The sequence below is a fragment of the Vibrio sp. Y29_XK_CS5 genome (genome assembly GCF_024181835.1).
GTDB lineage: Bacteria > Pseudomonadota > Gammaproteobacteria > Enterobacterales > Vibrionaceae > Vibrio > Vibrio harveyi.
This window is the reverse complement of sequence record NZ_JAMZAM010000007.1, coordinates 232,155-258,132: the sequence shown is the minus strand read 5'-3', so window position 1 is coordinate 258,132 and position 25,978 is coordinate 232,155. Positions and strand designations below refer to the sequence as shown.

Here is a 25,978-nt window from a genome sequence, read left to right as displayed (position 1 = left end):
GTGAAGACAAAAACTTAGACTTTAGGTCTAACCAGTGCGGAGCGGTAGTTCAGTTGGTTAGAATACCGGCCTGTCACGCCGGGGGTCGCGGGTTCGAGTCCCGTCCGCTCCGCCACTTATTCGAGAGTCGTCTCATTAAACACGAACAACAGGGGTGTAGCTCCAATTGGCAGAGCAGCGGATTCCAAATCCGCGTGTTGGGAGTTCGAATCTCTCCACCCCTGCCATATTTAAGGCTCTAGCAGAAATGCTAGAGCCTTTTTCGTATATGAGGGAAAGAGTACCAGTCTAGCTGGAAGAGTAGCAGATTCCCCTAATGCCTAAATAGTGCGTGTTGGGAGCTGAGCCGCCAGCCCGCTTGGTAGCAAGTCATATCGAATTTCCGGAGTGCCGGTCCAATCTACCCCTGCCACCTTGTAAAGCCTCAGCAGAAATGCTGGGGCTTTTTGCGTTTTTGTCTTTTCAGACTAACTCTGAGTGCTTGCTCGATAATTTACTCGAATCTGTTAGTTACCGACCTAGTTCTTCTAGGATCTTCTAAGTCTTCAACAGAAGTCCTGAAGCTTCTCCGCATCTTCGTTATTTAAAGTGAGTGTTGCCAGAAGCTAACGTGATAAGAGGTCGACTTCCTGTTATTATCGGCGCTGAATTCTAATAATTAGGAAGCAAGTCTATGCCACATCTTCGATTTAGAGCGGTCGAGCCACAAGCGGTTCAAGCGCTATCAAAACCACTTACTGACGAACTACAGCCTCTTATGGACTGCCCTCGCGAAGATTTTACGTTCGAATATATCTACAGTACATTTTTCAACGAAGGTGAAGTAAGTGCTGCTTATCCTTTTGTTGAAGTTTTATGGTTCGATCGCGGTCAAGAAACGCAGAACAAGGTTGCAAAAGCAATAACTCAACAAGTACGTGGTATTGTGGGTGAAGATATCGATGTTGCGGTAATTTTCTCTGCACTCTCTCCTAAAGGCTACTATGATAATGGTGACCACTATTAAGGAATGAGCGTGATGAAGCTGAGTCTTTCTTTTTGTTTAAGTTTTCTATTCTCAGCTTCTCTTTATGCAACTCCGTGGGAGCAGGTCTCTGGTCCCACAAATAACACTTCTTCCTCTATCGGCAGTTATGCCAATGGCTGTCTAGACGGCGCATCTCCACTTCCTTTGGATGGTATTGGTTACCAAGTGCTACGTAGCAAAACGAAGCGTTACTATGGGCACCCACATACGATCAGTTTCATTCAAGAACTAGCAAAAAAAATGAATCAAGATTTAAGCACAACGTTGTTGGTTGGTGACTTGTCATTGGCTCGTGGCGGGCGTTTCTCTTCTGGACATTCTAGTCATCAAACAGGTTTAGATATCGATATCTGGTTGCGTCTAGCCGATGAACCTTTGTCGTACAATGAGCTCCAGCTGCCTAAACCAATGAGCGTAGTTGATCTTAAAAAATATAAGATTTTGGAAAACCGTTGGGAAACTCGACACTTTGAACTGATTCGTAGCGCAGCGCAAAGTGAGGGTGTAGCTCGTATTTTTGTTCACCCGGTGATAAAAGAGCAACTTTGTAAGCAGGAAGGGGGAAAAGACAGGGGGTGGTTACGCAAAGTTCGCCCTTGGTGGGGGCATCATTATCACTTCCACGTTAGATTAAACTGTCCGGAGTCGAGTGCTAACTGCATCAACCAGGCTCCTCCTCCAGTGGGTGATGGTTGTGGAGCTGAACTTGCGAGTTGGCAACCTAAAGCGACGCCACCTCCCGTGGCTAAAAAGACCGTCAAAACTACGCCCAAGCCTAAGAAGAAAAAGATAATGCCTGCACAATGTCAGCCATTGCTTACTAAGAAGTAAAGGGTAATTCCTTCCTATCAAGCTGCGATTAAACCTACTAGGTATCTCCATTATGAAACTGGAGAAAGATCATTCTTTTGTCTACAGTGAATAATACCAGTATAAAAACTAACCTAATTAGTTTTGGTGGCATATTACAGAAATCTAAATTAAACAAAGGGTTATGTGATTTTTCTTGTGGTTATAACTCTGGTTTTACAAAGATCTTTTCGTCGCGATTCTCTGGTTTCTTAGCAATATGTCTGTTGGTTGGTGAAAGACAAATGGCAACGCAGACAAGTGTATTGAGGTGGGTATGGAGACTTTCCCCATCTAAGAGTTAATCAAGGACAAAACCATGACTATGATTTGTGCAAAAGAATTTGCAGAGTGGTTAAGACACAGATTTAGCAGTGAGAATAAGGGAGTCTATCTGACTCGAGAGGATGTTAATCACCTGACAGGACGTCAGCGTCTTGACCCGGGATTTGTTAATGATGTGCATTACGAACTAATGCAATATGGGATGGCTTTCGTTACGGATACGAGTCGAGAGAATTTCTATTTGATACCTGTCTCACAAGCTGAAAATTGGCGTGAAAGGCTAGAGTATCATTTCGAGAAAGAGCTATTCTGCAACATTATTCCTATCGAGAAATCAGGTTAAAAAAAGGTTCAACTTTGAGCGCAAAGTTGAACCTCTTTCAATTACGCTAGCCCTTGAATAATCACGAACTTCTCTAGCAATTGCTCTTCAGTCTCGACATGATTTGGGTCGGTAACAATGCACTTCGTAATTGGACACACCGACTGACATGTTGGTTTTTCGTAGTGACCTTTACACTCTGTACATAGAGCAGGGTCAATTTCGAAAATGCTGTCACCCATAGTAATTGCACCATTAGGGCACTCAGGGTCACACATGTCGCAGTTGATGCACTTATCGGTAATAAGTAGTGCCATGATTACTTACCAGTTGGATTACGGGTATCCTGACCTGCATTTAAGTTACGCATCAACAGACCGTATTCCAGATCCATGTCTTCTGGAACCGGGATAAATACAAAGTGACCGTTACCTTTTGCGTCTTCAATTGATTCTGACTTACGGTTTTCCATCGCTTCTAGCGTGAAGATTACGTTGCCTTTTGGCGTCATTAGCTCAAGGCTGTCACCAACGATGAACTTGTTCTTCACTTCAACTTCTGCCATGTCACCGCGACGTTTGCCAGTGAATTCACCAACAAATTGTTGTGCGTCAGATACAGAGTAACCGTAATCGTAGTTCTGGTAGCTGTCGTGAGTGTGACGACGTAGGAAACCTTCTGTGTAGCCACGGTGAGCTAGGCTTTCTAGCGTACCCATTAGGCTCTCATCGAATGGACGACCAGCAACTGCGTCATCAATCGCTTTGCGGTAAACCTGAGCAGTACGTGCACAGTAGTAGAATGACTTGGTACGGCCCTCGATCTTCAATGAGTGAACACCCATCTTAGTTAGACGTTCTACGTGTTGGATTGCACGCAGGTCTTTCGAGTTCATGATGTAAGTACCGTGCTCGTCTTCGAACGCCGCCATTTTTTCTTCTGGACGGTGACTTTCAGAAAGCAATACCACTTCGTCAGTTGGTTTGCCGCGACCGATAGTGGTTTCTGGGCGTTCGTCTGCGACTTCGATTGCTTGAGCTTCGTTTGGATCGAACGCTTCAACAATTTGACCGGCGTCGTTTTCTTTACCTTCTTCGACTTTATATTCCCAACGGCATGCGTTAGTGCAAGTACCTTGGTTAGGGTCACGCTTGTTGATGTAACCGGACAGTAGGCAGCGACCAGAGTAAGCCATGCATAGAGCACCGTGAACGAAAACTTCTAATTCAGTTTCAGGACAATGCTCGCGAATTTCTTCGATTTCTTCTAGAGAAAGCTCACGAGAAACGATCACGCGCTCAACACCGTTAGCAGCCCAGAATTTAACAGTTGCCCAGTTTACTGCGTTCGCCTGCACAGACAGGTGAATTGGCATTTCTGGGAACGCTTCGCGAACCATCATGATGAGACCTGGATCAGACATGATAAGTGCGTCTGGACCCATTTCTACCACTGGTTTAAGGTCACGGATGAAAGTTTTAAGCTTAGAGTTGTGCGGTTGGATGTTGCATACCACGTAAAGCTTTTTGCCTAGGGCATGCGCTTCGTTGATACCGATTTGTAGGTTTTCGTGGTTGAACTCGTTGTTACGTACGCGAAGGCTGTAGCGAGGTTGACCAGCGTATACTGCATCTGCGCCGTAGGCGAATGCGTAACGCATGTTTTTAAGGCTACCTGCTGGAGATAGTAGCTCTGGTACGAATGCTTTCTCTGTTGTCATTGCTCAATTCTCTTAATATCTGATCACAAGTCAGGCCAATTCCACCTCATGGAAATGGGGCGCAAATTTTACGTCAAAATGTGACCTGTGACTAGGAGAATTATGGTTTGGATAAACAAACGCCCTCAAAAAAAGTGAGGGCGTTATGGTTAATCTTTGTACGAAATTAAGCGTTAGGGTTTGGCAGACCGCCCAATGCTTCGTATAGATTTGGTAGGAAAGCGCTGAACTCGCCACACATTAGAGAGAAGTCTGCGTCGAAGCGAGCAGCCTGATCTTCGCGTGGGATATCATCGTTTTGGTCTTTTAGTTCATCAGAGAACTTCAGACGTTTGATGCCAGAATCTTCTGCCATGATGAATTCGATACGATCTTGCCAGTTCAGTGCTAGCTTAGTCACCACTTTATCTGCAGCGATGTGGTTGCGGATTTCATCGGTTGTAAGCTCTTGCTTCTTACAACGAATCACGCCGCCTTCTTCTAGCACAGACTTAAGCTCTGCTTCGTCCATCATTGTGATGCCTTGTGGTGTATCACCAGTTTTTACCCATTCAGTTAGAGTTGTTTCGATCGCAACTTCTGGGATTGCTGGTACAACAGGCAGGCTACCCATTGTCTTACGTAGTAGTGCCAATACGTCTTCTGCTTTTTTGTAGCTGCTTGCATCAACAAGGATAAAGCCTTCTTTTGGCATAATCAGCACGTAAGTGTGGCTGCTACGGCTGAACGCACGTGGCAGGAGGTCCATTACGATGTCATCTTTCAGGTTGTCTTTCTCTTTCTTTTTAAGAGGACGACCTTCCTGTGCTTCCATTGCTTCTACTTTTGCATTTAGTGAGTCTTTGATCACTGAAGCCGGCAGCATTTTTTCTTCTTTCTTAGCGCAAATCAGAATGCGGTTTTCAGAAACGTGCGTCATCATGTCGCCATTTCTACCCATCGCGCTAACCCAGCCAAACTTTTGCTTATCTTGGCTTCCACAAGGGATGAATCGGAACTCGGCTAGTTGAGTTTCCAGTTGATCGGCGTTGAAGTTAACCTCGCGGTTAACGCGGTATACCAGACAGTTTTTAAACCACATAAATCTTCTCTAGGCTTGATGACAAGGGACTAATCATAGGGAATTTTCCCGGCGTTGTCCTAATTGAATTGAAAAAGAGCATGATGAATCTCAAAAGAAAGTTATATGAAAATTTGTTTTCAAAGGTCACAAAAGTGTCATAATTGGTAGTAATAATGCTTATGCATAGAGGGGCGCTTTGTCCTTTAAATTCATTAGCTCAACTAACATAAGGTTATTCAATTATGTCTAGAAGGATTCTGGTTGTTGAAGACGAAGCTCCGATTCGCGAAATGCTATGCTTCGTGCTTGAACAGAAAGGTTATCAAGCAGTAGAAGCAGAAGATTACGACTCTGCGGTAACCAAGCTGGCTGAACCCTTCCCGGATTTAGTGCTACTAGACTGGATGCTACCAGGTGGTAGTGGTATTAACTTCATCAAACACATGAAGCGCGAAGAGTTAACTCGAAACATTCCCGTTGTGATGCTGACAGCTCGTGGTGAAGAAGAAGACAAAGTGCGCGGCTTAGAAGTTGGCGCGGATGACTACATCACCAAACCTTTCTCACCAAAAGAGTTGGTTGCTCGCCTTAAAGCCGTTATTCGCCGCGTAACACCGACTGCGCTCGAAGATGTGATTGATGTACAAGGTCTGAAGTTGGATCCTGTTTCTCACCGTGTGACCGCAAATGATGAAGCGGTTGATATGGGACCAACAGAGTTCAAAATGTTGCACTTCTTCATGACGCACCAAGAGCGTGTTTACAGTCGTGAACAACTACTAAACAATGTTTGGGGCACCAACGTGTATGTAGAAGACCGTACCGTTGATGTACATATTCGTCGTCTGCGTAAAGCGCTTGAGGCGGCAGGTCACGACAAACTCATCCAAACTGTTCGTGGCGCAGGATACCGTTTCTCGACGAAGGCATAACATCGCTAGCAGCTTATCAATACCATTTCTGGAGTAATGAGTGGTTGAAAGATTGACTTGGAAAAAGCTGGCCTGGGAGCTGGCTTTTTTTTACACCCCTTGGGTGATAATAGGTTGGATATTCGGTTATATGCCGTGGTTGCTTTTGGCGGCCACGGCTTTGCAGCTTGTATGGCATTTGCATAATCAGGTGCGCTTGTCGGCTTGGCTGTGGGATGAAAAGCGTCTTACGCCACCGTCAGGTAGTGGCAACTGGGAATCGTTATTCAACGGTTTATACCGATTGCAACAACGTCAGCGTCGTAAGCGTAAAGAGCTTACCAATTTGATTCGCCGTTTCCGTAATGGTGCTGAATCGCTGCCGGATGCGGTGGTGGTGTTTCGTGCTGAAGGTAACATCGTATGGTGTAACAAGCTCGCGCAACACCTTTTGGGTTTCCACTGGCCGGAAGATTCTGGGCAACCTATTTCTAACCTCATCCGTACTCCAGACTTTATTAAGTACATCAATAAACAAGACTTCTCAGAGCCGCTAGAAATGCGCTCACCATTGAATGTCGAGCGAATGTTGGAACTGCGTATCGTACCTTACACCGAAGGGGAACACCTGATGGTGGTGCGTGATGTGAGCCAACTTAAACAGCTTGAAGGTATGCGTCGTAACTTCTTCGCTAACGTATCTCATGAGCTTCGTACACCGATGACGGTACTGCAAGGCTACCTTGAGATGACGGAAGATCCAGACATGATTGTTGGTCCAATGTGGACGAAAGCGCATGGGGTGATGACAGAGCAGCTCAACCGCATGAACAGCTTGGTTAATCAGCTTCTGACGCTGTCTAAGATTGAAGCGGCACCAATGCATGAGTTGGAAGATGTGGTCAATGTCCCTAGCATGTTAGAAGTGCTAGAAAAGGAAGCGGTAAGCCTAAGTGGTGATGATCAACATCAGTTGAAGTTCGACGTGGATTCTAGTCTGCGCGTGCTCGGCGATGATGACCAACTGCGTAGTGCAATCTCTAACTTGGTGTACAACGCGGTGAAATACACCCCACCTGGTGCACACATCAACGTTCGTTGGTATCAAACCGCACAAGGCGCTTGTCTAGAGGTTGAAGACAGCGGTGATGGTATTGAACCACAACACTTACACCGATTGACCGAGCGTTTCTATCGCGTCGATAAAGCCCGCTCACGAGATACCGGCGGCAGTGGTCTTGGCTTAGCCATCGTGAAGCACGCGTTGAGCCACCATGACTCTCATCTCGAAATTTACAGTGAAGTTGGTGTCGGCAGTAAGTTCTCCTTCATCTTACCAAGTCGTTTAGTGGTGAAGTAATGAGTGTTGTATCCAAAGCTATTAAGAAGATCACTCTAGCCACGTTGATGCTTTCTAGCGTGGCTGTTGCACAAGATAAACCGCTGCCGAATTATCAAAAGACAACGGGTATTGCGGGCAACTTATTGTCAGTCGGTTCGGATACGCTAGCGGGCATGACCACGCTTTGGGTGGAAGAGTTTAAATCTATCTACCCGAATATTAATGCTCAGGTTCAGGCGTCTGGTTCATCGACTGCGCCACCGGCGTTAACGGAACAAACTGCACAATTCGGCCCAATGAGTCGCTCAATGCGTATGCGTGAGATCGAAGCATTTGAGCGGGTGCATGGTTACAAACCAACGGCGCTTCGTGTTGCGATTGATGCGATTGGTATTTTTGTGCACCAAGATAATCCAATCAAAGGGCTTAATTTCCATCAGTTGGATGCGATGTTTTCCGCGACTTTACGCTGTGGCGAAAGTGAGTTCATCACCAACTGGCGTGAGTTAGGCATCAAAGCTGAGTGGGCGAAACGTAATTTGCAGCTGTTTGGTCGTAACTCGGTATCGGGTACGTACGGTTATTTTAAAAGTAATGCCTTGTGTGGTGGTGATTTTAAAACTCGTGTGAACGAGCAACCGGGATCGGCGTCAGTGGTGCAGTCTGTGGCATCAACGATCAGTGGTGTAGGTTATTCAGGCGTAGGCTATCGCGTGGCGGGTGTTCGTTTAGTCCCAATTGCGAAAACAGGCACAGATTACGTTAGCCCTGTGCGTGAAAATATCATTTCAGGTAAGTACCCACTATCGCGCTACCTCTATGTATACGTGAATAAACATCCGGACTATCCGTTAAGCCCAATTGAAGCTGAGTTCATTCGCTTTATGTTCTCAGCTCAAGGGCAAGCGCTGGTCGCGAAAGACGGTTATGTTCCGATTACTGCTGATTTCGCTGCCGAGGAATTAAAAAAGGTCGGTTTATAAGCCGACCTTTTTCTTTATCTCATTGAGTTCGTAGTTAGAAGTTCAATGTCCATCCTGCGCTTTCCCAGCGTTGCTGTTCTTCCTGTAAATCGGCATCGAGCAGTTTGTTATTCTCCAACCAATCTTCCTCAACACAGGTAAGTACCCACTTATCTTCTTCTATCGATAATGTCAGCTCTGGTAGCGGGTCATCATTGCGTTGACCGTTGACCACAATCGCTAGACGCAGAATCTTAATTAAGTTGATGATGTCACTCTCTCTGTAGAGGTTAAACTCTGGGAACTCATTCAACTTGAGGGATTTACGTTGGAAGCGAGCTAAAGTCGCCAATACCAATTGCTGCTCGCGGTTAAAGCCGGGCAAGTTTGAGTGCAGCAGAATGTAGAATGAGTGACGATGGAAACCGCGCAGACTGATGCTCAAGCCGACTTCATGTAGCAAAGCCGCCCATTCCAATAAATCAAACAACTCACTTTTCTTCTTGATACCTAGTTCAGAACGAACATTGCACAGCATCTCTCTTGCATGACCTTTTACACGTGCTGCGTGTTCGATATCAACGCGATGTTGTTTTGCTAGGTTTTCTGTGGTGCGCATACGAATATCAGAACGAGCGAAGCGTTCTTCCATCTCGTAAAGCAGACCTTCACGCAATGCACCATCCGAGAAGAACATCTGGTTGATTTTTAGTGATTGGAAGATGGCAGATAAAATGGCTACACCAGCGGCAAAGACTGGCTTACGTTCATCGGTCAGACCAACAAGCTCGATATCATCAATGGACTCAAACTCGCACAATGTGTCGATGAGCTTGCCCAAACGCTTATTGGTGATCAGCCCATCTTCATGACCTAAACCAATCAATACTTCGCGAATCGCTTTAATAGTACCTGAAGAGCCGAGGGCAATATCCCAGCCTTTCTTGCGGTATTTTGCAGCAATGGACTCCATGCGTTGCTCTGCGGCGAGAATCGCTTTGCTGAAGTTTTTTCGCGAGAGTTTGCCATTATTGAAGAACTGTTCGGTAAAACTCACACAGCCCATTTGTTTGCTGTTGAGAAGCTCTGGCTCAAACTCTTGACCAATGATCATCTCGGTACTGCCGCCACCAATATCGACGACCAGTTTGGAGTTAGACTCCGCTTGCGTATGCGCGACGCCGAGATAGATGAGGCGAGCTTCTTCTTCGCCCGGAATGATTTCAATTGGGAAAGGCAGCACCTCTTTGGCTCGTTTTATAAAGAGGTGGGCGTTGTTAGCACGCCTTAAAGTGTGGGTGGCTGCAATTCTTACGTTTGAAGCTTCAAAGCCTTGCAAGCGTTCGGCGAACATTGCGAGGCACTCAAGACCTCGCTCCATTGCAGCATGGCTAAGATTGAGCTCTGAATCGAGTCCGGCAGCTAAGCGCACTCGCTGTTTATGGCGGCTGACTAATTGCAGGTCACTTCCAACAACTTTCGCCACCACCATATGGAAGCTGTTCGACCCAAGGTCAATGGCTGCAATATGGCGTACATCTTGTTCAAGTATCTGAGGCATCTGCTTTTTGTTTTCTTGTTTGCTTCTCTATATTTTTAAGATAGTCGTAGATGGCAACTTGTGAGCGAACTTTTTTACGATTACCTCGCGGTACGTAGCTGTTACTCATCTCCTTATCTATCAAACGAGCCTTTACTGTATCGGTAAAGTGAATGTTAGTTATATCAATAATGCGCTGTTTCAAACGTGGATCACGAACCGGAGCGGCAACTTCAATACGATGATCGATATTTCGCGTCATCCAGTCCGCTGATGAGATATAAACCTGCGGGTCGCCATCATTGTGGGTGATCACGACACGAGGGTGTTCGAGGAAACGGTCAACAATACTGATGATGCGAATGTTCTCGCTCACGCCTTCAATACCAGGGACGAGTGAACACATACCGCGGATGATCATATTAATTTTCACCCCAGCATTGCTTGCTCCATAAAGTTTATTGACGATGCCTTTGTCGACTAAGTTATTCACTTTGATCGTCAGTGCTGCTTGCTTGCCGGCTTTTGCGTTGGCAATCTCCCCATCAATCAAACGGTAGAGTTGTTTACGCGAATTGCGTGGTGAAACAATGAGGTGGTTAAACCTGACTGGACGATATGGGTTCTCGATATAGCCAAAGACGTTACGAACCTCATTCGTAATTTCTTGATCTGCAGTTAGCAACGCGAAGTCGGTGTAGATGCGTGCGGTTTTCTCGTGGAAGTTACCTGTACCTATATGGGCATAACGCACGATTTCGCCTTCTTCGCGGCGGCTAATCAGGAGCAGTTTGGAGTGAATTTTCAAGCCCGGCGCACCAAAGATAACGTGCACGCCCGCATCGGTGAGGACTTTTGACCACTCAATATTGGCTTCTTCATCAAATCGGGCTTGCAGCTCCACCACCACAGTTACGCTTTTGCCATTGTGGACTGCATCGATCAGTGAGTTCATCAAGCGTGAATCTTTGGCAACTCGGTAGATATTAATCTTGATCGCCAACACTTTAGGATCGAAGGAAGCTTGGCGAACCAGTTCAGAGATGTGATCAAAGGTGTGATAAGGGTAGTAAAGCAAAATGTCTTTGGCTTTGATCGCATCGAAACTGTTGGCGTAGCCTTCGAAGTCCGCACACTTCATCGGTGGCATGGGTTTGTTTTCTAGGTACTCACGACCAACATTTGGGAAGCCAATGAAGTCTTTAAAGTTGTGGTAACGACCACCGGGAATCAAACTGTCGTAGTTGGAGATTTGCAGTTTGCTACACAAGAAATCGAGCATCTCTTGCGGCATTTCACGCTCGTAAACAAAGCGCACTGGCATAGCGGTTAAGCGTTGGTTCACTCCTTCAGACATCTGTTCGAGCAAGCTGTATTCGATTTCTAGGCGTAAATCGTATTCGGCATCGCGGGTCATTTTCATCGCGTAGCCATTTAGCTCATCATAATCGAAGAAGCCTTTAAACAGCTCATCCAAACAGTAACGGATGATGTTGTCGAGCAGAATGATGGTCTTGCGACGTTTGCCTTTTTGCTCCGGAACCATAACGAAGCGGGGTAGGTGGTCAGTTGGGATTTCGAGTAAAGCGTATTGGGAATGATCGTCTTTGCGCAGATCGACGGTAATGTAGGCGTATTCGTCTTTTAGAAACTGCAACACATCGATGTCATCTTTAATCAACAGCGGAGTGATGTGTGGCATGACTTCTTTGCGAAAGTACTTGGTGATCCAGCGTTTTTGCGTGTCGTCCAGTTGATTTTCATTAACCAAGAAAATGCGGCGTCGCGCCATTTCTCGGATCAAGTCACCGTACAGTTCGTCAAATTGTTCGTTCAGCCTCAATGCTTTGGTTTGCATCTTAGTTAACAAGTGCTTAGAGTTATCGCTTCCACCTCGTTCTTGGCTGATCAAGATCCGACGTTTTACGTCTGCAAAGCGAACCTTGTAGAACTCATCTAAGTTATTGGAAAAGATCCCCAGAAAGCGAATACGTTCGATTAGGGGGACGGTTTTATCAGCGGCTTCTTGTAATACTCTCTCGTTAAAAGACAACCAACTAAGTTCTTTTTCTATATAGAGTTTTTCTGCGCTCATAACCTTACCTAGCCTAAAATGAAGTAAATCCGCACTCATCTGTGGGATAAAAAAGATGAGCCTGAACATTATGAGGTTTACGTTACAGATTTATTTCATAACACGGTCTGCATAAGAGTTGTATTCTTTTCAGTTGTTTAATGTGATCTGTAATATAATTGTCATCTTAACGACATATTCTAGTACTAAGTCAAAAAGGGTAGAGAGATCAATGGCACAAGCCGAGTTTTCATTGCAGGAAAAAGATAAAAAACGATTGATCAAAGATCGTTTGGTTCGATTTGCAGTGACATCCGGTGGTGTAGGCGTTCTTGCTGCTCTTGTGTTGATCTTCGTTTACCTTGCGATGGTGATCATTCCTCTGTTTTCTGATGCAGAGATCGAAACCAATTATGCCGCTCGTGCTACCCAAAGCGGGAAGCCACTCGCAATTTCCGTTGATGATTACTCTCAAATCGGTCTAGTGTTAACCCAATCCGGTGAAGTGCGTTTTCTTCCTCTCGATGATTCCAGCAAACCAGCGCTGTACACTCAGCAGATAGCCAACAACCCAGTGGCATTTTCTCAGTCTGCGCCAGGGTTAGGGTGGTATGGTTTGGTTGATGACCAAGGCAAAGCGCACATCTTCAAACCGGAATTTAATGCAACACTGCGCGAAAACACTCGCCCACCAGAAGTAGTGCCGTTTCGCACTTCAATGGACATGCAACTGACAGATGCATCCGATCCAGTTAAGAAGTTTGTTTTTAGTACTTCCACGCAAGCTCCAACCCTTGTTTGGCAAACACAAAGCGGCGTAATAAAAGCGCGTTGGCAAGTTCCTCAACTATTAGATGCATCACCTGTTACCCATGATTACACCTTCTCTTCAGGTTTTGATGCGCCAGACCAAATGTTGCTGACGCCAGATGGCAATAACCTTTACTTGCGCAATGGTTCAGAGCTGATTGTCTTGGTGAAAGGTGACAATAAGTTCTCAGTGCGTGAAGTGATCGATCTGACTCAGGGGGATAAAAAGCACTCTGTGAGAACGATGGATTTGTTGGCTGGGGCGTATTCTCTGCTTGTTACGCATAACGATGGTCGTGTATCGCAATGGTTTGATACGTTGCAGGGCGACCAGCGAACTTTGACTCACATTCGTGACTTTAAGTTGGCGTCTGAGCTGAAGTATTTACTTCCCGATTCACATCGCAAAGGTTTCTACAGCTTTTACACCAACGGTACGTTGCAAAGCCACTACACCACCAGTGAGAAGTTGGTGTTGTTTAAACGTGCCTACAAACAAGCGCCAGTGATGGCAGGAATGTCGAATAACGAGCGCTACTTGATCACATGGCAAAACGACGAATTGAATGTCGCGTTTGTTGATAACCCGTACCCAGAAGTCTCTCTGTCCTCCTTATGGCAAAAGGTTTGGTATGAAGGTTACCCAGAGCCCGAATTTGTGTGGCAATCTACCTCAGCCAGTGATGACTTCGAGGCGAAATTCAGCTTAGTGCCAATTGCGTTTGGTACTATCAAGGCGGCAATGTTTGCAATGTTGTTCTCGGTACCACTGGCTGTACTGGGCGCAATTTATACCGCTTACTTTATGTCACCACGTATGCGCCGTGTGGTGAAGCCATCTATCGAGTTAATGGAAGCTTTGCCTACGGTTATCATTGGTTTCCTTGCCGGACTTTGGTTCGCCCCAATTGTGGAAGACCATTTGATTACCGTCGTGGTGATGCTGTTTGTTTTGCCTCTGAGCACCATGGTGATGGGCGGTCTATGGGCACTTATTCCACAACCGATACGTAACCGCCTTCCAAACGGCTGGCATGCTTTGGTCTTAATGCCTTTGCTTCTGCTGTTGATCGGTTTGGGTGTATGGGTATCACCAATGCTTGAGCAAGCCTTCTTTGGCGGGGACATGCGTTTGTTCCTAACTGACCATGGCATTGGCTTTGATCAACGTAACGCGCTGGTGGTTGGTTTGGCGATGGGCTTTGCGGTTATTCCAACGATTTTCACCATTGCCGAAGATGCGATTTTCTCTGTGCCGAAACACTTATCGGACGGTTCATTAGCGCTTGGCGCAACGCCATGGCAAACCCTGATTTATGTGGTTCTGCTGACAGCTAGTCCGGGGATCTTCTCGGCAATCATGATGGGACTTGGGCGTGCTGTGGGCGAAACCATGATTGTATTAATGGCGACAGGTAATACGCCATTAATGGATTGGAACGTGCTAGAAGGCTTGCGTAGCTTGTCGGCAACCATTGCTGTTGAATTGCCAGAATCGGAAGTGGGCAGTTCGCATTATCGATTGTTGTTCCTATCGGCATTAATTTTGTTTGTCTTCACCTTTGCGGTGAACGCCTTGGCAGAATGGGTTCGTCAAAGACTAAGAGATAAATATCGTGCGTTGTAATCAGTTAACGAAAGAGCGAGTAATAGCGTGTTAAATTGGATTCGTTCTGGCGCACCTTGGATTTGGTTAACCGGGGGAGCGGTAAGCATCAGCCTGCTTTCTGTCCTCGGGTTATTGCTATTGATTGGCTGGAAGGGGCTTACTTACTTCTGGCCTGCGCCACTTTATCAATGGAATGTTGCTGCGCTGACTCCGGTGCAGGGCGAAGTGCTGCATGAAAACTCGATTCTGGTTGGTCAGGTATACGAACGCAGCTTCGTGCCAAGAAGTTACCTGCCAAAAGAAGCAGCAGATAAACTCGCAGAAGACGAAGAGTTTGCGACGCGCCTAAATATCAAAATTGCCAACCGTGAATTGTACCCAGCGGACTTTATCTCTGTGTTGAGAATGCAGTTGGATGACCCAACGACGCCGGGCGAATGGGCAGTGATTGAACGTAGCAGCGGTGGCTACTTCTTCGGTAAGTTTGTTGCCTTCCAAGACGGTAAAACGCGTTACGAAAACAACATTCAAACGCTTTTGGATCAAAAGCTCGATGATGCCGAAACCTTGCATCATGAAATCGACATGCTGGTGGATGACCAAGTAAAAGACTTGGGATGGCAATTGGAGCAGCTTCGTTTAGACAAACGTAAGCATGAGCTTAACGACACCATCACTGAAGACTTTTTAGCAAACAACAGCAAGCGTAAGGCAGAAATTGAAGCTGAGTTAGCCAAGCTAGACATGCAGCTTGATGGACTGCGTTTGGGCTTCTCTGATTATGCGCTGATTGTCGAAGACATGACTGGGACTCAAGTTTCGATTCCATTAGAAGACATTTTGGACTACTGGTATCCAAACCAAATGTCACTGCCTGAAAAGGTTGCCCATTGGGGAAAACAGGTTTGGAAGTTCTTATCCGAAGACCCTCGCGAATCGAACTCTGAAGGTGGGGTTTTCCCAGCGATTTTCGGTACGGTTTTCTTGGTTATCATCATGTCGATCATCGTGATGCCATTAGGTGTGGTTGCGGCGATTTATTTGCATGAATATGCCAAGAATAATGCCCTAACTCGGGTGATCCGTATTGCGGTGATTAACCTTGCTGGTGTTCCTTCTATTGTTTACGGCGTATTTGGTTTGGGCTTTTTTGTGTATACCATTGGTGCCTCAATCGATAACCTGTTTTATGCCGAGCGATTACCTGCTCCAACCTTTGGTACGCCGGGCTTGTTGTGGTCTGCATTGACGCTGGCGGTCTTGACACTACCAGTGGTGATTGTTACCACAGAAGAAGGTTTAACCCGTATTCCGAGTTCAGTTCGTCATGGTTCGTTAGCCTTGGGTGCAACGCAGTTCGAAACGCTTTGGCGTGTGGTTTTGCCTATGGCAACCCCTGCGATAATCACTGGTTTGATTCTTGCGATTGCTCGCGCTGCGGGTGAGGTAGCACCATTGATGCTGGTGGGGGTCGTGAAGTTAGCTTCTAGCTTACCGGTGGATGGGCAATTCCCTTACGTGCATTTAGACAGAAAGTTTATGCACTTAGGCTTCCACATTTACGATGTCGGATTCCAGACCTCTAATATCGAAGCTGCGCGTCCGTTGGTTTACGCGACTTCCTTCTTACTCGTGACGGTTATTGTCGGACTAAACTTAACAGCAATCAGTATTCGTAATAATCTGCGAGAGAAATACCGAACTTTAGGACAAGATTAAGCATGTTTAACTTTGATAATACATTAGGTTATGAGCCACCATTGGATGTGCACAACCTGACGGATGAACAAACGGCTATCTCGATTGAGAACCTTAATCTTTTCTATGGTCAGGCTCAGGCGTTGCATGATATCTCCATGCGCATCCCAAAAGGACGCGTAACCGCATTCATCGGACCGTCCGGTTGTGGTAAATCTACATTGCTGCGCTGTATCAACCGCATGAACGATTTAGTCGAAGGTTGTAAGGTGACGGGGAAAGTACGTTTGCACGGTAAGAATGTGTACAACCCAAGTGTGGATGTGGCAACGCTGCGTCGCCGAGTAGGCATGGTATTCCAGCGCCCAAACCCATTCCCTAAGTCGATTTACGAAAACGTGGTTTACGGTCTTCGTCTACAAGGGGTGAAGAACAGTCGCATGTTGGACGATGCGGTCGAGCGTTCGCTGCGTTCTGCGGCATTATGGGACGAGGTAAAAGACCGTTTACATGAAAACGCATTTGGACTTTCTGGTGGTCAGCAACAACGTTTAGTGATTGCTCGCGCCGTCGCGATTGAGCCAGAAGTACTATTATTGGATGAGCCAACGTCGGCTTTGGATCCAATCTCAACTTTAACTATTGAAGAGCTTATCAACGAGCTCAAGACTCAATATACTGTGGTTATCGTTACCCATAACATGCAACAAGCAGCGCGCGTCAGTGACCACACTGCGTTCATTCATATGGGTAAGTTGATTGAATATTCGGATGCGGATTCGATCTTCACTTCTCCAATGAAGAAACAAACCGAAGATTACATTACCGGTCGTTACGGGTAAGCCGCGACCTTTCAAGGATTAAAAGGAAAGCCATGCACTTTGGACGTCACATCTCAGGACAATTTAACGTAGAGCTAGAATCGATTCGTACCCATGTACTCACCATGGGAGGCTTGGTAGAACAGCAATTGTCGTATGCTATTCAAGCCTTGCATAAGGAAGACATCGAACTGGCACGTAAAGTTGTGCGTGATGATCACAAAGTTAATGCGATGGAAGTGTCGATTGATGACGCTTGTACTCGCATCATTGCTAAGCGTCAGCCTACAGCAAAAGACTTACGCTTGATCATGGCTATCATTAAGACCATCACAGATCTTGAGCGCATTGGTGATGTTGCAACACGTATTGCCTATGTGGCGATTGAAAGCCCATCATCGAAAGAGCGCCAATTCCAAGTCTCGTTAGAGCCTTTATGTCGTCAAGCAATCCAAATGTTACACCAAGTGCTTGATGCGTTTGCTCGTATGGATGTAGAAGCCGCAGCAGAAGTACACAAGCTTGATGATAAGTTGGATGCGGAATACGAAGCGGTGATTCGTCAGTTGATGACTTACATGATGGAAGACCCGAAAAACATTCCACATATTCTGCAAGTGATGTGGTCGGCGCGAGCCATTGAACGCGTGGGTGACCGTTGCCAAAATATCTGTGAATACATTATCTACTTCGTGAAAGGAAAAGATGTACGCCATCTAGGTGATCAAAGCATCGATGACGTACTGAAGTAAGTCTTAAAGGCGCAAACCAAAGCCTAGAGAAAAGTTAATGGCAGTGTCTGTGTAGGTGTGTGTTTTATCGTTCATGAAAACGTCTAAATCCGCACCTGCTCGAACTGATAATATTGGGTTAACTTGATATACGTAAGCGCCACCAATACTCAATCCGTTCGCATCTCTTCGTTCATTGCGATATGTTCCATCGTACTGCGCTAATCCTAAGCTCGCTTGAAATCCCATCTGTGGTTGATGACCAAATAAGTGTTGAAAGCCAATACGGTAGGCGTCAATGGTTTCATCATAATTACCGCTCTTATAAGTAATCTGAGAGTAATCAAAATACAGCGCATCAAAGCCCGCAATATCGGTCGCCCCCAATTGGATACCTGCCCCTCGAAATGAGCCAATCTTAACTTCTGGAGAGACATAAATACCTGAAGCTTGGACACTAATAGGAGCGAGAATAAGGGCAGCGAGAGAGAATTTGCGTTTCATAGAGTTACCTAAATAAAAGCCTTCCTTGGCTATGAACTTATTGAGTGCAGTTTTTACTTAAAGCTAATTTGAACACCAACGCCGCCAGCAACGTCAGATGAAGAATATTTGCCTGATGATTCATAGTGGAATGTGCCCGACAGGCTTACTTGATCACTTAGACCGTACGCACCACCAATCGCTACTGCTTCTTTACTACCAGAAAAACCCACACCGGCACCGATTGCCAGTTCACCATTGGTTGCATAAGGGCGAGCGTTGGTGACTGCGTGTAGACTTGCGCGAATACCGTCCATTTGTTCTGCTTGTTGGTTTAAGCGGTAGTCGTATTCTGCGGCTAAGCCTTCTAAGTGGTTCAGACGGTCATCCGTCGGGTTATTTTCAATAGGATTTGATGGCAGTTGCGGTGTTGGACGCTCAGGGACTTCAGGAATACCGTTGTCTGGTTCAGGAAGCGTTGGGTGCTCTGGTGCTGCTTCGATTGGTGGTGTTGGTGATTGATCTGGATGTGGACGATCTGGCACTCCAGGAACACCGTTATCAACTTCTGGTAGAACAGGTTGCTCTGGCACACCTTGAATTGGGTTGGTTGGAATGCCTGGGTGTGGACGATCCGGGATAACAGCTGCAATTGAGCTGAAAGAAGCAAGAAGGGTGCAAGCAGCGGTAAGCTTTACAATTTTTTTAGTCATGTCTGAACTCTCAATAAGTAAACGAGGGACAGCATCCTTACTGTAAGCAATCGCTTTTTGTCATTTCCCTTAAAAGCAGGGCTATCTTATTGAGAAGTATGATTTATGACTAAATGGCTATCGTTATCTAAGTGATAATCAAATCTTATCACCCTGTGATTTTAGACCTTGTTGAATAAGCTCTGTTAACCATTTTACTAGTGGGTTATTCCGGTTTCTCACATGCATATGAGCGTGAATAGACTTCATTTGTGGTTGACCATCAATCGTGACATCAACGGCTCTTAATCCCGGAAATTGCTCTACCGGAAGTAAATTGGAGTGAGGTAAATACATGTCGGTGTGTTTGACGACATCAAGTATTGCAGAGACCATTTCTGAGCGAAAGCCAATGCTGTGTTCAATGCCCATTTCGGTAAGAAGCTCAGATGCGTAACTGAACTTGTCGTTCCAACCTGGGGAAATCAAAGAAGCAATTGGGTATCCGCCAAGATCATGTGGCTCAACATGAGTCTTGGTGATTGGGTGATCTTCACGGACAAAAATACGCCCTTTCAAATCCAGTAGCTTCGGTGTGTAGATCTCTTTATTGGTCAGAAGTAACTCGTAATTTACTCCCATCAGTGTTTCACCTTTCAAGATCTCATCAACCGTGCTGTTCGACCAACCAACTAATTCAAGTTGAGCATTAGGTGCTAACGCTCTCATTTGTTCGAAGAGGAAACCGGGCAAGCAAGTCATTGTGATTGGTGCCAGTGCAATTCGAATTTTGTTGTCCACTTCGGCAGGATCAAACTGATGAGAGCGATTAACTGCGGCAGCTAAACCATCGAGATGGGGGGTAATATCATTGGCAAGAGATTCGGCGAACGGTGTCGGTTCAAGACCAGTTTTGACCTTCACAAACAGCTCATCATCGAAGTGATTACGTAGCTTTTGTAATGCCTGACTGATCGCTGGCTGAGAGACAAACAAGCGCTGTGATGCTTTACGCATGTTTCGCTCTTGCATCAAAACCATAAAGGTCTTGAGCAGATTCAGGTCAAGGGTGTGAAACAGGTCTTTCGCCATGATACATCTCTAATATTTATCAGGAACGAAGGTTTGATCGTCGATAGGCGCACGGACATAACCTTCTTTATTCAACTCTGGCAATTCGATAACTGGATGCTCAAGTTCTTCGTATTCGACTTGACTAAGCAGATGGCTGATACAGTTCAATCGAGCTTTCTTTTTATCATCAGAAGGGACTACCCACCAAGGACAGTTTTTCGTATCTGTGTAGGCAAACATCTTATCTTTTGCCTCTGAATATTCTGCCCAGCGATTGCGTGATTCCAAATCCATTGGGCTGAACTTCCAGCGTTTAATTGGGGTGTTGATGCGTTCTAGAAAGCGCTTTTCTTGCTCTTCATCGGAGACCGAAAACCAGTACTTAATTAAGATGATGCCAGAGCGCTGAAGCATGCGTTCAAACTCCGGGCAAGAACGGAGAAACTCTTCATATTGATCTGGGGTACAAAAGCCCATGACTTTCTCTACGCCGGCACGGTTGTACCAACTGCGGTCAAACAGTACGATTTCTCCAGCAGCAGGCAGGTGTGCCACATAACGCTGGAAGTACCATTGTGTTTTTTCTTTCTCTGTTGGGGCGGGAAGGGCTGCGATACGGCAGACACGAGGGTTGAGTTTTTCAGTGATACGTTTGATGGTGCCACCTTTGCCAGCGGCGTCACGTCCTTCAAAAAGTACCACGACTTTAAGCCCTTTGTGTTTGACCCACTCTTGGAGCTTAACCAACTCAATTTGCAGTTGTTCTAGTGCTTCTTCGTATTCCTTTTTCTTCAGTTTCGCCATGTTTCCTCCCGTCCTTAGTTATCAATATGTTAGCACTCAATAACTAAAGACGGGATTTGAAAGCTCTTAATTGAGAGCTGTTACCATGTTCGCGATAGCATCGGTGTTGGTGACTGGAATCGAAAAATCATCTATATCGGCAGCGCCCATTTTGCTTTGCTCGGCAATAAAGGTCATGTGACTTGGGCGAGTTGTCTTGCCAGATAAATGCACTTCAGTGACTTTGGCTTGTTCAACGATCTGACCAACATTGTCCGCATTCACACCAGCGCCCGCCATGATCGCAATGCGTCCTTGTGCTTGTTCAACTAAGGTTTTAAGCGCATCGATACCTTGCGGTGCCGAAGGCGCAAGACCGGAGGTTAAAATACGTTCACAACCTAAGCTGATCACTTCTTCTAACGCTTTTTCAGCGTCGCGACACTGGTCAAAGGCACGATGGAAGGTCACGCCTAAGCCAAGCGCTTGAGCAAATTCACACAGCGCAGTTGCGTACGGCATATGAATGTTGCCGTCTTGAGTGAGCACGCCGAGTACGACACCATTCAAGCCTGCTTGTTTAGCGGCTTCAATATCCCAACGCATCATTTCGATTTCTTCCTCACTATAGAAGAAGTCGCCTTGGCGAGGGCGAATCATCGCGTAAACCGGAATAGTAGAGCGTTTAGCAGCTTGCTGCATAAAGCCATAGCTTGGGGTTAAGCCACCCAAAGCAAGTGAAGAGCAGAGTTCGATGCGGGTTGCACCACCGGCAATCGCGTTGTGGAGAGATTCAATGTTATCAATACAGACTTCAAGTTGAGTGTTCACTAGGTTGTCCTGAATTATTGTAATTACAGCAAATACTAGCAGGACAAAAGGGGAGAATCTGTACTGAGACGGAGGGAAATAGAGGTAAACTTTTTGCGTGATGCTTGCCTCTTTTGCTTTTCAAAAATGCAGATAAAAAGAAAGCCCAGAGTGAACTCTGGGCTTTTTTATGACTTTACTTAGACTGATTGGCGTTTGCGGTTTTTCCGCTATAGCTTTTTGCTTTATATATACATCCAACCAACACGCCCGTTGAGCTTGGGCTATGTAGTCTATTACTTGCTTAGGTCGTCTGCGTGCTCAGATAGGAACGCTGCAACACCTTTTGGAGATGCGTCCATACCTGCTTTACCTTCTTCCCATTGTGCAGGACATACTTCGCCGTGCTTCTGGTGGAAGTTTAGTGCATCAACCATGCGTAGCATTTCGTCGATGTTACGACCTAGTGGTAGATCGTTAACTACTTGGTGACGTACAAGACCTTCTTCGTCGATTAGGAAAGAACCACGGAAAGCAACGCCTGCTTCTGGGTGCTCTACATCGTACGCTTTACAGATTTCGTGTTTAACGTCAGCAACTAGAGGGTATTTAACTTGACCGATACCGCCATCTTCGATAGCAGTGTTACGCCATGCGTTGTGAGAGAACTGAGAATCGATAGAAACACCGATTACTTCAACACCTTTAGCTTGGAAATCAGCTAGACGGTTGTCGAATGCGATTAGCTCAGATGGGCAAACGAAAGTGAAATCTAGTGGGTAGAAGAATACTACTGCTTTCTTACCTTTAGTGAATTCTGCAAAGTTGAAGTTTTCAACGATTTCGCCGTTACCTAGAACAGCTGCTGCAGTAAAGTCAGGGGCTTGACGACCTACTAGTACCATTTTTTTGCTCCTAAAAAATTTGGTTTGATCCAAACCTACATTCAGTTATTTAGGTTTGGTCCTTGTTTGTGCGAGACAAACTATAGTACAGATTGTAGTATTGAAAAAAGCGAAATAAATAGATTGAGTTCATCGAAAAAAGCGATAATAACGAAACTATTATCTCGATCACTGGAACAGCAATAGATACAAATAGAATTATGAATAAATGGCCTAGCTTGAAGCAGTTACACTATTTGGTCACTCTGCATGAAACTCGACATTTTAGTGATGCTGCTGAGCGTTGTTTTGTCAGTCAATCTACCTTAAGTAAAGGCATCCAAAACCTTGAAGAGTTGATTGGTTGCCCGCTTTATGAAAAGAAAGATAAAAAAAGCCCATTAGTTTTCACCCAAGCTGGTGAGATGGTGGTGCAGCACGGTCGAGAACTGCTCGCTAAAGGGCAAGACCTTGTTGAGCTGGGGCGCCTATGCCAAGGCGATGATATGGAAGGGCAGCTTAAAGTAGGCTGTATTCCGACCATTGCTCCTTTCTTATTGTGCGACCTTGTTCAAGAGGTGAACTACCGCTTCCCACAATTAAACCTTCTATTAAGAGAAGATACGACGACCAACTTGCTGCAAGCACTTCGCCACGGTGAGTTGGACGTGTTGATTCTGGCTCTGCCAGTCGAAATAGAGGGAATGGAAAGCCGAGTGGTGGGGCAAGACCCGTTCCGCATGGTGATCAGCGCCAATCAAGCGGATTCCGTACCTGTGCCGATCCGTTATGCAGACTTGCCAGATGAATCCGTCTTCTTATTAGAGAAAGAGCACTGTCTTACAGAGCACGCGGTTTCAGCATGTAAGTTGACGGACAAAGAGAAGATCAACCCATTCACCGCAACCAGTCTTCATACATTGGTGCAAATGGTGGCGAATGGTCTGGGCACCACGTTCATTCCGCAAATGGCGATTGATCATGGTTTGCTACACAACCAGAACTTAGTGGTGATCGACCCTCCTGGTCAGCAAGCATATCGCGATATTGGTTTGGTTTGGCGTCCGAGCTCATCACGATCAAACACTTTCAATCAATTGGCAGAAGTCGTCTCTGAACTGCTTTAGCTATTAGTATTAGCCTGCTACTCCCGATCTAATATCAAAAAGCGCACTAGAAATAGTGCGCTTTTTAGCATTTTATTCTGCGCGTGAACTTTGACTTGTAAAATTTTACAGATGAACTTTCATGAAGCTTTCATAAAATAGTGAAATTTCACAATGTTAATTTTACACAACTGCCTGTGTAACGCGTTTAAGTCGCGTTTAATTTCCTCTTCCTAGCCCTTGTGAATACAAGGATTTTTCTCCTGCCTCACTATTCATACGCTTGTTTGAATTCAAAAATAACCTGTAAAATTAATGTAATTTAATTACGTAATAACTTACAAATTAAACTCAAAAATCAAACACTTGTTTGATACCGAATAAAACTTTGAATTTAACGTTTTGTTTACTTGAGGGGTTTCGCTTAAACCTTTGTTGGGTTAGCTTAATTAAAGGCTTGTAAGACTTATGTCTAGATTGAAAAAGCAATTCAGGTTGCGCAATGTATAGACACAACGAAGCGAAGTGAACACCAAATCGAAGGATGTAATTTGTTGTTCATAACTTACAAATGTAGCTTTAGGCTGACTGCCCAAGATGGATAAAGCACGTTAAGGATGAATGATTATGCTTGCTCAGACAGAACAAAAAACACAACAACTAAAGCAAACCCAAGGCATGCTTGAGGTGAATGGAGTCGTTGCTCCTGAACATCAAGCAATTTTCCCTGTTGAAGCCCAAACCTTTTTATCTCTGCTGTGTGAAAAATTTGCCGGACGTGTTGAACAGTTGCTGGAAGCACGAGAAGAGAAGCAAGCACGCATCGACGCTGGTGAACTGCCAGACTTTCTACCAGAGACACAAGACATTCGTGAAGGAAGTTGGAAGATCCTTGGAATCCCGCAAGATCTGCAAGATCGCCGAGTGGAGATTACAGGACCGACTGATCGCAAGATGGTGATTAACGCACTGAATGCGAATGTAAAAGTGTTCATGGCAGACTTCGAAGATTCGATGTCCCCTGCGTGGAGTAAAGTGCTGGATGGTCAAATCAACCTGCGCGACGCTGTTAATGGCACCATCAGCTACACCAACCCTGGCAATGGCAAACACTATCAGCTGGCAGAAGACCCAGCGGTGTTGATCTGCCGTGTTCGCGGACTCCATCTAAAAGAAAAACACGTAACGTGGCACGGTCAGATCATTCCAGGTGCGCTATTCGATTTCGCTCTGTACTTCTACAACAACTACAAAGCGCTACTGAAAAAGGGAAGCGGTCCTTACTTCTACATTCCAAAACTGCAATCGCATCATGAAGCGAAGTGGTGGAGCGAAGTGTTCCATTTCACCGAAGAGTATTTTGGTTTGGATACAGGCACCATCAAAGCGACTGTACTGATTGAAACCTTACCAGCCGTATTCGAAATGGATGAGATTCTGTTCTCACTGAAAGAGCACATCGTTGGTTTGAACTGTGGTCGCTGGGATTACATCTTTAGCTACATCAAAACACTGAAAAACCACCCAGATCGCGTACTTCCGGATCGCCAAGTGGTGACGATGGACAAGCCATTCCTCAACGCTTACTCAAGATTATTGGTGCGCACTTGTCATAAACGTGGCGCATTTGCGATGGGCGGTATGGCAGCCTTTATTCCGGCTAAAGACCCACAAGAAAACCAAAAAGTGCTGGATAAGATCCACAACGATAAATCGCTAGAAGCTAACAACGGTCATGACGGCACTTGGGTTGCACACCCAGGTTTGGCAGACACCGCAATGGAAGTGTTCAGTGCCACATTGGGGCAGCGCACCAACCAATTGGACGTGAGACGCTCAGAAGACGCACCAATCACTGCCGCAGAGCTGCTTGAACCGTGCGAAGGTGAACGCTCAGAAGAGGGCATGCGCCATAACATCCGCGTTGCGCTGCAATACATCGAAGCTTGGATCTCTGGCAACGGTTGTGTGCCGATTTACGGGCTGATGGAAGACGCAGCAACAGCAGAAATCTCACGCGCTTCTATCTGGCAATGGATTCAACACGGCAAGTCGCTCGATAACGGATTGAAGGTCACTAAAGAGCTGTTCGAACTCTACCTGAAAGAAGAGATTGAAGTCGTGAAGCAAGAAATTGGCGATCAGCGTTACCAAGCAGGTCGATTTGAAGAAGCGGCAGACTTGATGGCAAGGCTCACCACAAGCGATGAACTGACCAACTTTTTAACCATTCCAGGTTATGACTACTTGGATTAACCCAAAGACTTAGAACACTAATTTTATTTAACTAATACATGTTTATTTAACTAATACGTGTTTGTTTAATGACTACGTGAAAGATTCGAGGCAGATAAGGATGTACTGCCTGAGAACGGAAAACTC

The 25,978-nt window shown here is 45.7% G+C and carries 23 protein-coding genes and 2 tRNA genes; 14 read left to right on the top strand and 11 right to left on the bottom strand.

Annotated elements, in window-relative coordinates:
- Window positions 1–38 precede the first annotated feature (38 nt).
- The 5 genes from NL647_RS23745 (at window position 39) to NL647_RS23725 (ending at window position 2,504) form a co-directional block, all read left to right on the top strand.
- Window positions 39–115, top strand: a tRNA-Asp gene (locus NL647_RS23745).
- A gap of 35 nt (window positions 116–150) precedes the next feature.
- Window positions 151–227: transfer RNA gene (locus NL647_RS23740), tRNA-Trp, on the top strand.
- Between the two features lie 446 nt (window positions 228–673).
- Window positions 674–1,006 carry a DUF1904 domain-containing protein gene (locus NL647_RS23735; protein ID WP_009697655.1) on the top strand — a complete coding sequence of 111 codons (333 nt, stop codon included), beginning with the start codon at window positions 674–676 and terminating at the stop codon, window positions 1,004–1,006.
- Window positions 1,007–1,018: 12 nt separating this feature from the next.
- Window positions 1,019–1,858 (top strand): penicillin-insensitive murein endopeptidase, encoded by an 840-nt coding sequence (mepA, locus tag NL647_RS23730; RefSeq protein WP_005445269.1) that lies wholly within the window; start codon window positions 1,019–1,021, stop codon window positions 1,856–1,858.
- Window positions 1,859–2,195: 337 nt separating this feature from the next.
- Window positions 2,196–2,504, top strand: a complete 309-nt coding sequence (locus NL647_RS23725) for a hypothetical protein (protein WP_005445270.1) — start codon at window positions 2,196–2,198, stop codon at window positions 2,502–2,504.
- Between the two features lie 41 nt (window positions 2,505–2,545).
- On the opposite strand, the gene NL647_RS23720 is transcribed toward NL647_RS23725, so the two are convergent.
- The 3 genes from NL647_RS23720 to rdgC form a co-directional block, all read right to left on the bottom strand.
- Window positions 2,546–2,800, bottom strand: coding sequence for a YfhL family 4Fe-4S dicluster ferredoxin (locus tag NL647_RS23720; protein ID WP_253650731.1), 255 nt, complete (start codon window positions 2,798–2,800; stop codon window positions 2,546–2,548).
- A 2-nt stretch (window positions 2,801–2,802) separates the two neighbouring features.
- The gene (gene yegQ, locus NL647_RS23715) at window positions 2,803–4,203 is read right to left on the bottom strand and encodes a tRNA 5-hydroxyuridine modification protein YegQ (protein ID WP_005440369.1); all 1,401 of its coding nucleotides are present in this window, start codon (window positions 4,201–4,203) and stop codon (window positions 2,803–2,805) included.
- 166 nt (window positions 4,204–4,369) lie between these two features.
- Window positions 4,370–5,284, bottom strand: coding sequence for a recombination-associated protein RdgC (rdgC, locus tag NL647_RS23710; protein WP_253650730.1), 915 nt, complete (start codon window positions 5,282–5,284; stop codon window positions 4,370–4,372).
- 224 nt (window positions 5,285–5,508) lie between these two features.
- On the opposite strand from rdgC, the gene phoB reads away from it, so the two are divergent.
- Genes phoB through NL647_RS23695 form a run of 3 tightly spaced genes read left to right on the top strand, consistent with a single transcriptional unit; the run spans window position 5,509 to window position 8,502 of the window.
- Window positions 5,509–6,198 (top strand): phosphate regulon transcriptional regulator PhoB, encoded by a 690-nt coding sequence (phoB, locus tag NL647_RS23705; protein WP_005424836.1) that lies wholly within the window; start codon window positions 5,509–5,511, stop codon window positions 6,196–6,198.
- Window positions 6,199–6,238: 40 nt separating this feature from the next.
- The gene (phoR, locus tag NL647_RS23700) at window positions 6,239–7,537 is read left to right on the top strand and encodes a phosphate regulon sensor histidine kinase PhoR (protein WP_005445279.1); all 1,299 of its coding nucleotides are present in this window, start codon (window positions 6,239–6,241) and stop codon (window positions 7,535–7,537) included.
- Window positions 7,537–8,502, top strand: a complete 966-nt coding sequence (locus NL647_RS23695; RefSeq protein ID WP_005445283.1) for a PstS family phosphate ABC transporter substrate-binding protein — start codon at window positions 7,537–7,539, stop codon at window positions 8,500–8,502. Before phoR ends, NL647_RS23695 begins: the two co-directional genes overlap by 1 nt.
- A gap of 34 nt (window positions 8,503–8,536) precedes the next feature.
- Here the strand turns inward: NL647_RS23695 and ppx are convergent, their stop codons facing one another.
- Entirely contained in the window at window positions 8,537–10,042 is a 1,506-nt protein-coding gene (ppx, locus tag NL647_RS23690; RefSeq protein ID WP_038898454.1) for an exopolyphosphatase, read from the bottom strand.
- Entirely contained in the window at window positions 10,026–12,116 is a 2,091-nt protein-coding gene (gene ppk1 / locus NL647_RS23685; RefSeq protein WP_253650729.1) for a polyphosphate kinase 1, read from the bottom strand. Before ppk1 ends, ppx begins: the two co-directional genes overlap by 17 nt.
- 211 nt (window positions 12,117–12,327) lie before the next feature.
- Here ppk1 and NL647_RS23680 point away from each other — a divergent pair, with 211 nt between their 5' ends.
- From NL647_RS23680 to phoU, 4 genes are read left to right on the top strand one after another with little or no spacing between them, the layout of a single operon-like run.
- On the top strand, window positions 12,328–14,532 hold the full coding sequence (locus tag NL647_RS23680; protein WP_017188513.1) for an ABC transporter permease subunit: 2,205 nt from the start codon (window positions 12,328–12,330) through the stop codon (window positions 14,530–14,532).
- A 27-nt stretch (window positions 14,533–14,559) separates the two neighbouring features.
- Complete coding sequence (gene pstA / locus NL647_RS23675; protein WP_005445287.1) at window positions 14,560–16,233, top strand: phosphate ABC transporter permease PstA; 1,674 nt, start codon at window positions 14,560–14,562, stop codon at window positions 16,231–16,233.
- 2 nt (window positions 16,234–16,235) lie between these two features.
- Window positions 16,236–17,054, top strand: a complete 819-nt coding sequence (gene pstB / locus NL647_RS23670; protein ID WP_005424834.1) for a phosphate ABC transporter ATP-binding protein PstB — start codon at window positions 16,236–16,238, stop codon at window positions 17,052–17,054.
- A 32-nt stretch (window positions 17,055–17,086) separates the two neighbouring features.
- Window positions 17,087–17,785: a phosphate signaling complex protein PhoU gene (phoU, locus tag NL647_RS23665; protein ID WP_005440349.1), complete on the top strand. Its 699-nt coding sequence runs from the start codon at window positions 17,087–17,089 to the stop codon at window positions 17,783–17,785.
- Window positions 17,786–17,788: 3 nt separating this feature from the next.
- Here phoU and NL647_RS23660 read toward each other — a convergent pair whose 3' ends face one another.
- The 6 genes from NL647_RS23660 to NL647_RS23635 all read right to left on the bottom strand — a co-directional run bounded on the left by NL647_RS23660 (window position 17,789) and on the right by NL647_RS23635 (window position 22,511).
- Window positions 17,789–18,268 (bottom strand): hypothetical protein, encoded by a 480-nt coding sequence (locus NL647_RS23660; protein WP_005445290.1) that lies wholly within the window; start codon window positions 18,266–18,268, stop codon window positions 17,789–17,791.
- A 53-nt stretch (window positions 18,269–18,321) separates the two neighbouring features.
- On the bottom strand, window positions 18,322–18,960 hold the full coding sequence (locus NL647_RS23655; protein ID WP_005445292.1) for a YadA C-terminal domain-containing protein: 639 nt from the start codon (window positions 18,958–18,960) through the stop codon (window positions 18,322–18,324).
- A 138-nt stretch (window positions 18,961–19,098) separates the two neighbouring features.
- Window positions 19,099–20,031, bottom strand: coding sequence for a LysR family transcriptional regulator (locus tag NL647_RS23650; RefSeq protein WP_005445294.1), 933 nt, complete (start codon window positions 20,029–20,031; stop codon window positions 19,099–19,101).
- 9 nt (window positions 20,032–20,040) lie between these two features.
- Window positions 20,041–20,817 carry a polyphosphate kinase 2 gene (ppk2, locus tag NL647_RS23645; RefSeq protein ID WP_005445296.1) on the bottom strand — a complete coding sequence of 259 codons (777 nt, stop codon included), beginning with the start codon at window positions 20,815–20,817 and terminating at the stop codon, window positions 20,041–20,043.
- Between the two features lie 66 nt (window positions 20,818–20,883).
- Window positions 20,884–21,627: a copper homeostasis protein CutC gene (locus NL647_RS23640; protein WP_005445299.1), complete on the bottom strand. Its 744-nt coding sequence runs from the start codon at window positions 21,625–21,627 to the stop codon at window positions 20,884–20,886.
- Between the two features lie 275 nt (window positions 21,628–21,902).
- Entirely contained in the window at window positions 21,903–22,511 is a 609-nt protein-coding gene (locus NL647_RS23635) for a peroxiredoxin C (RefSeq protein ID WP_005445301.1), read from the bottom strand.
- A gap of 200 nt (window positions 22,512–22,711) precedes the next feature.
- Between NL647_RS23635 and NL647_RS23630 the strand changes: the two genes are divergently transcribed.
- Both NL647_RS23630 and aceB read left to right on the top strand, forming a co-directional pair.
- Window positions 22,712–23,617 carry a hydrogen peroxide-inducible genes activator gene (locus NL647_RS23630; protein WP_005440336.1) on the top strand — a complete coding sequence of 302 codons (906 nt, stop codon included), beginning with the start codon at window positions 22,712–22,714 and terminating at the stop codon, window positions 23,615–23,617.
- Window positions 23,618–24,223: 606 nt separating this feature from the next.
- A complete protein-coding gene (gene aceB / locus NL647_RS23625; RefSeq protein WP_253650728.1) occupies window positions 24,224–25,852 on the top strand; it encodes a malate synthase A in 1,629 nt (542 codons plus the stop codon).
- The last annotated feature ends 126 nt before the right edge of the window (window positions 25,853–25,978 follow it).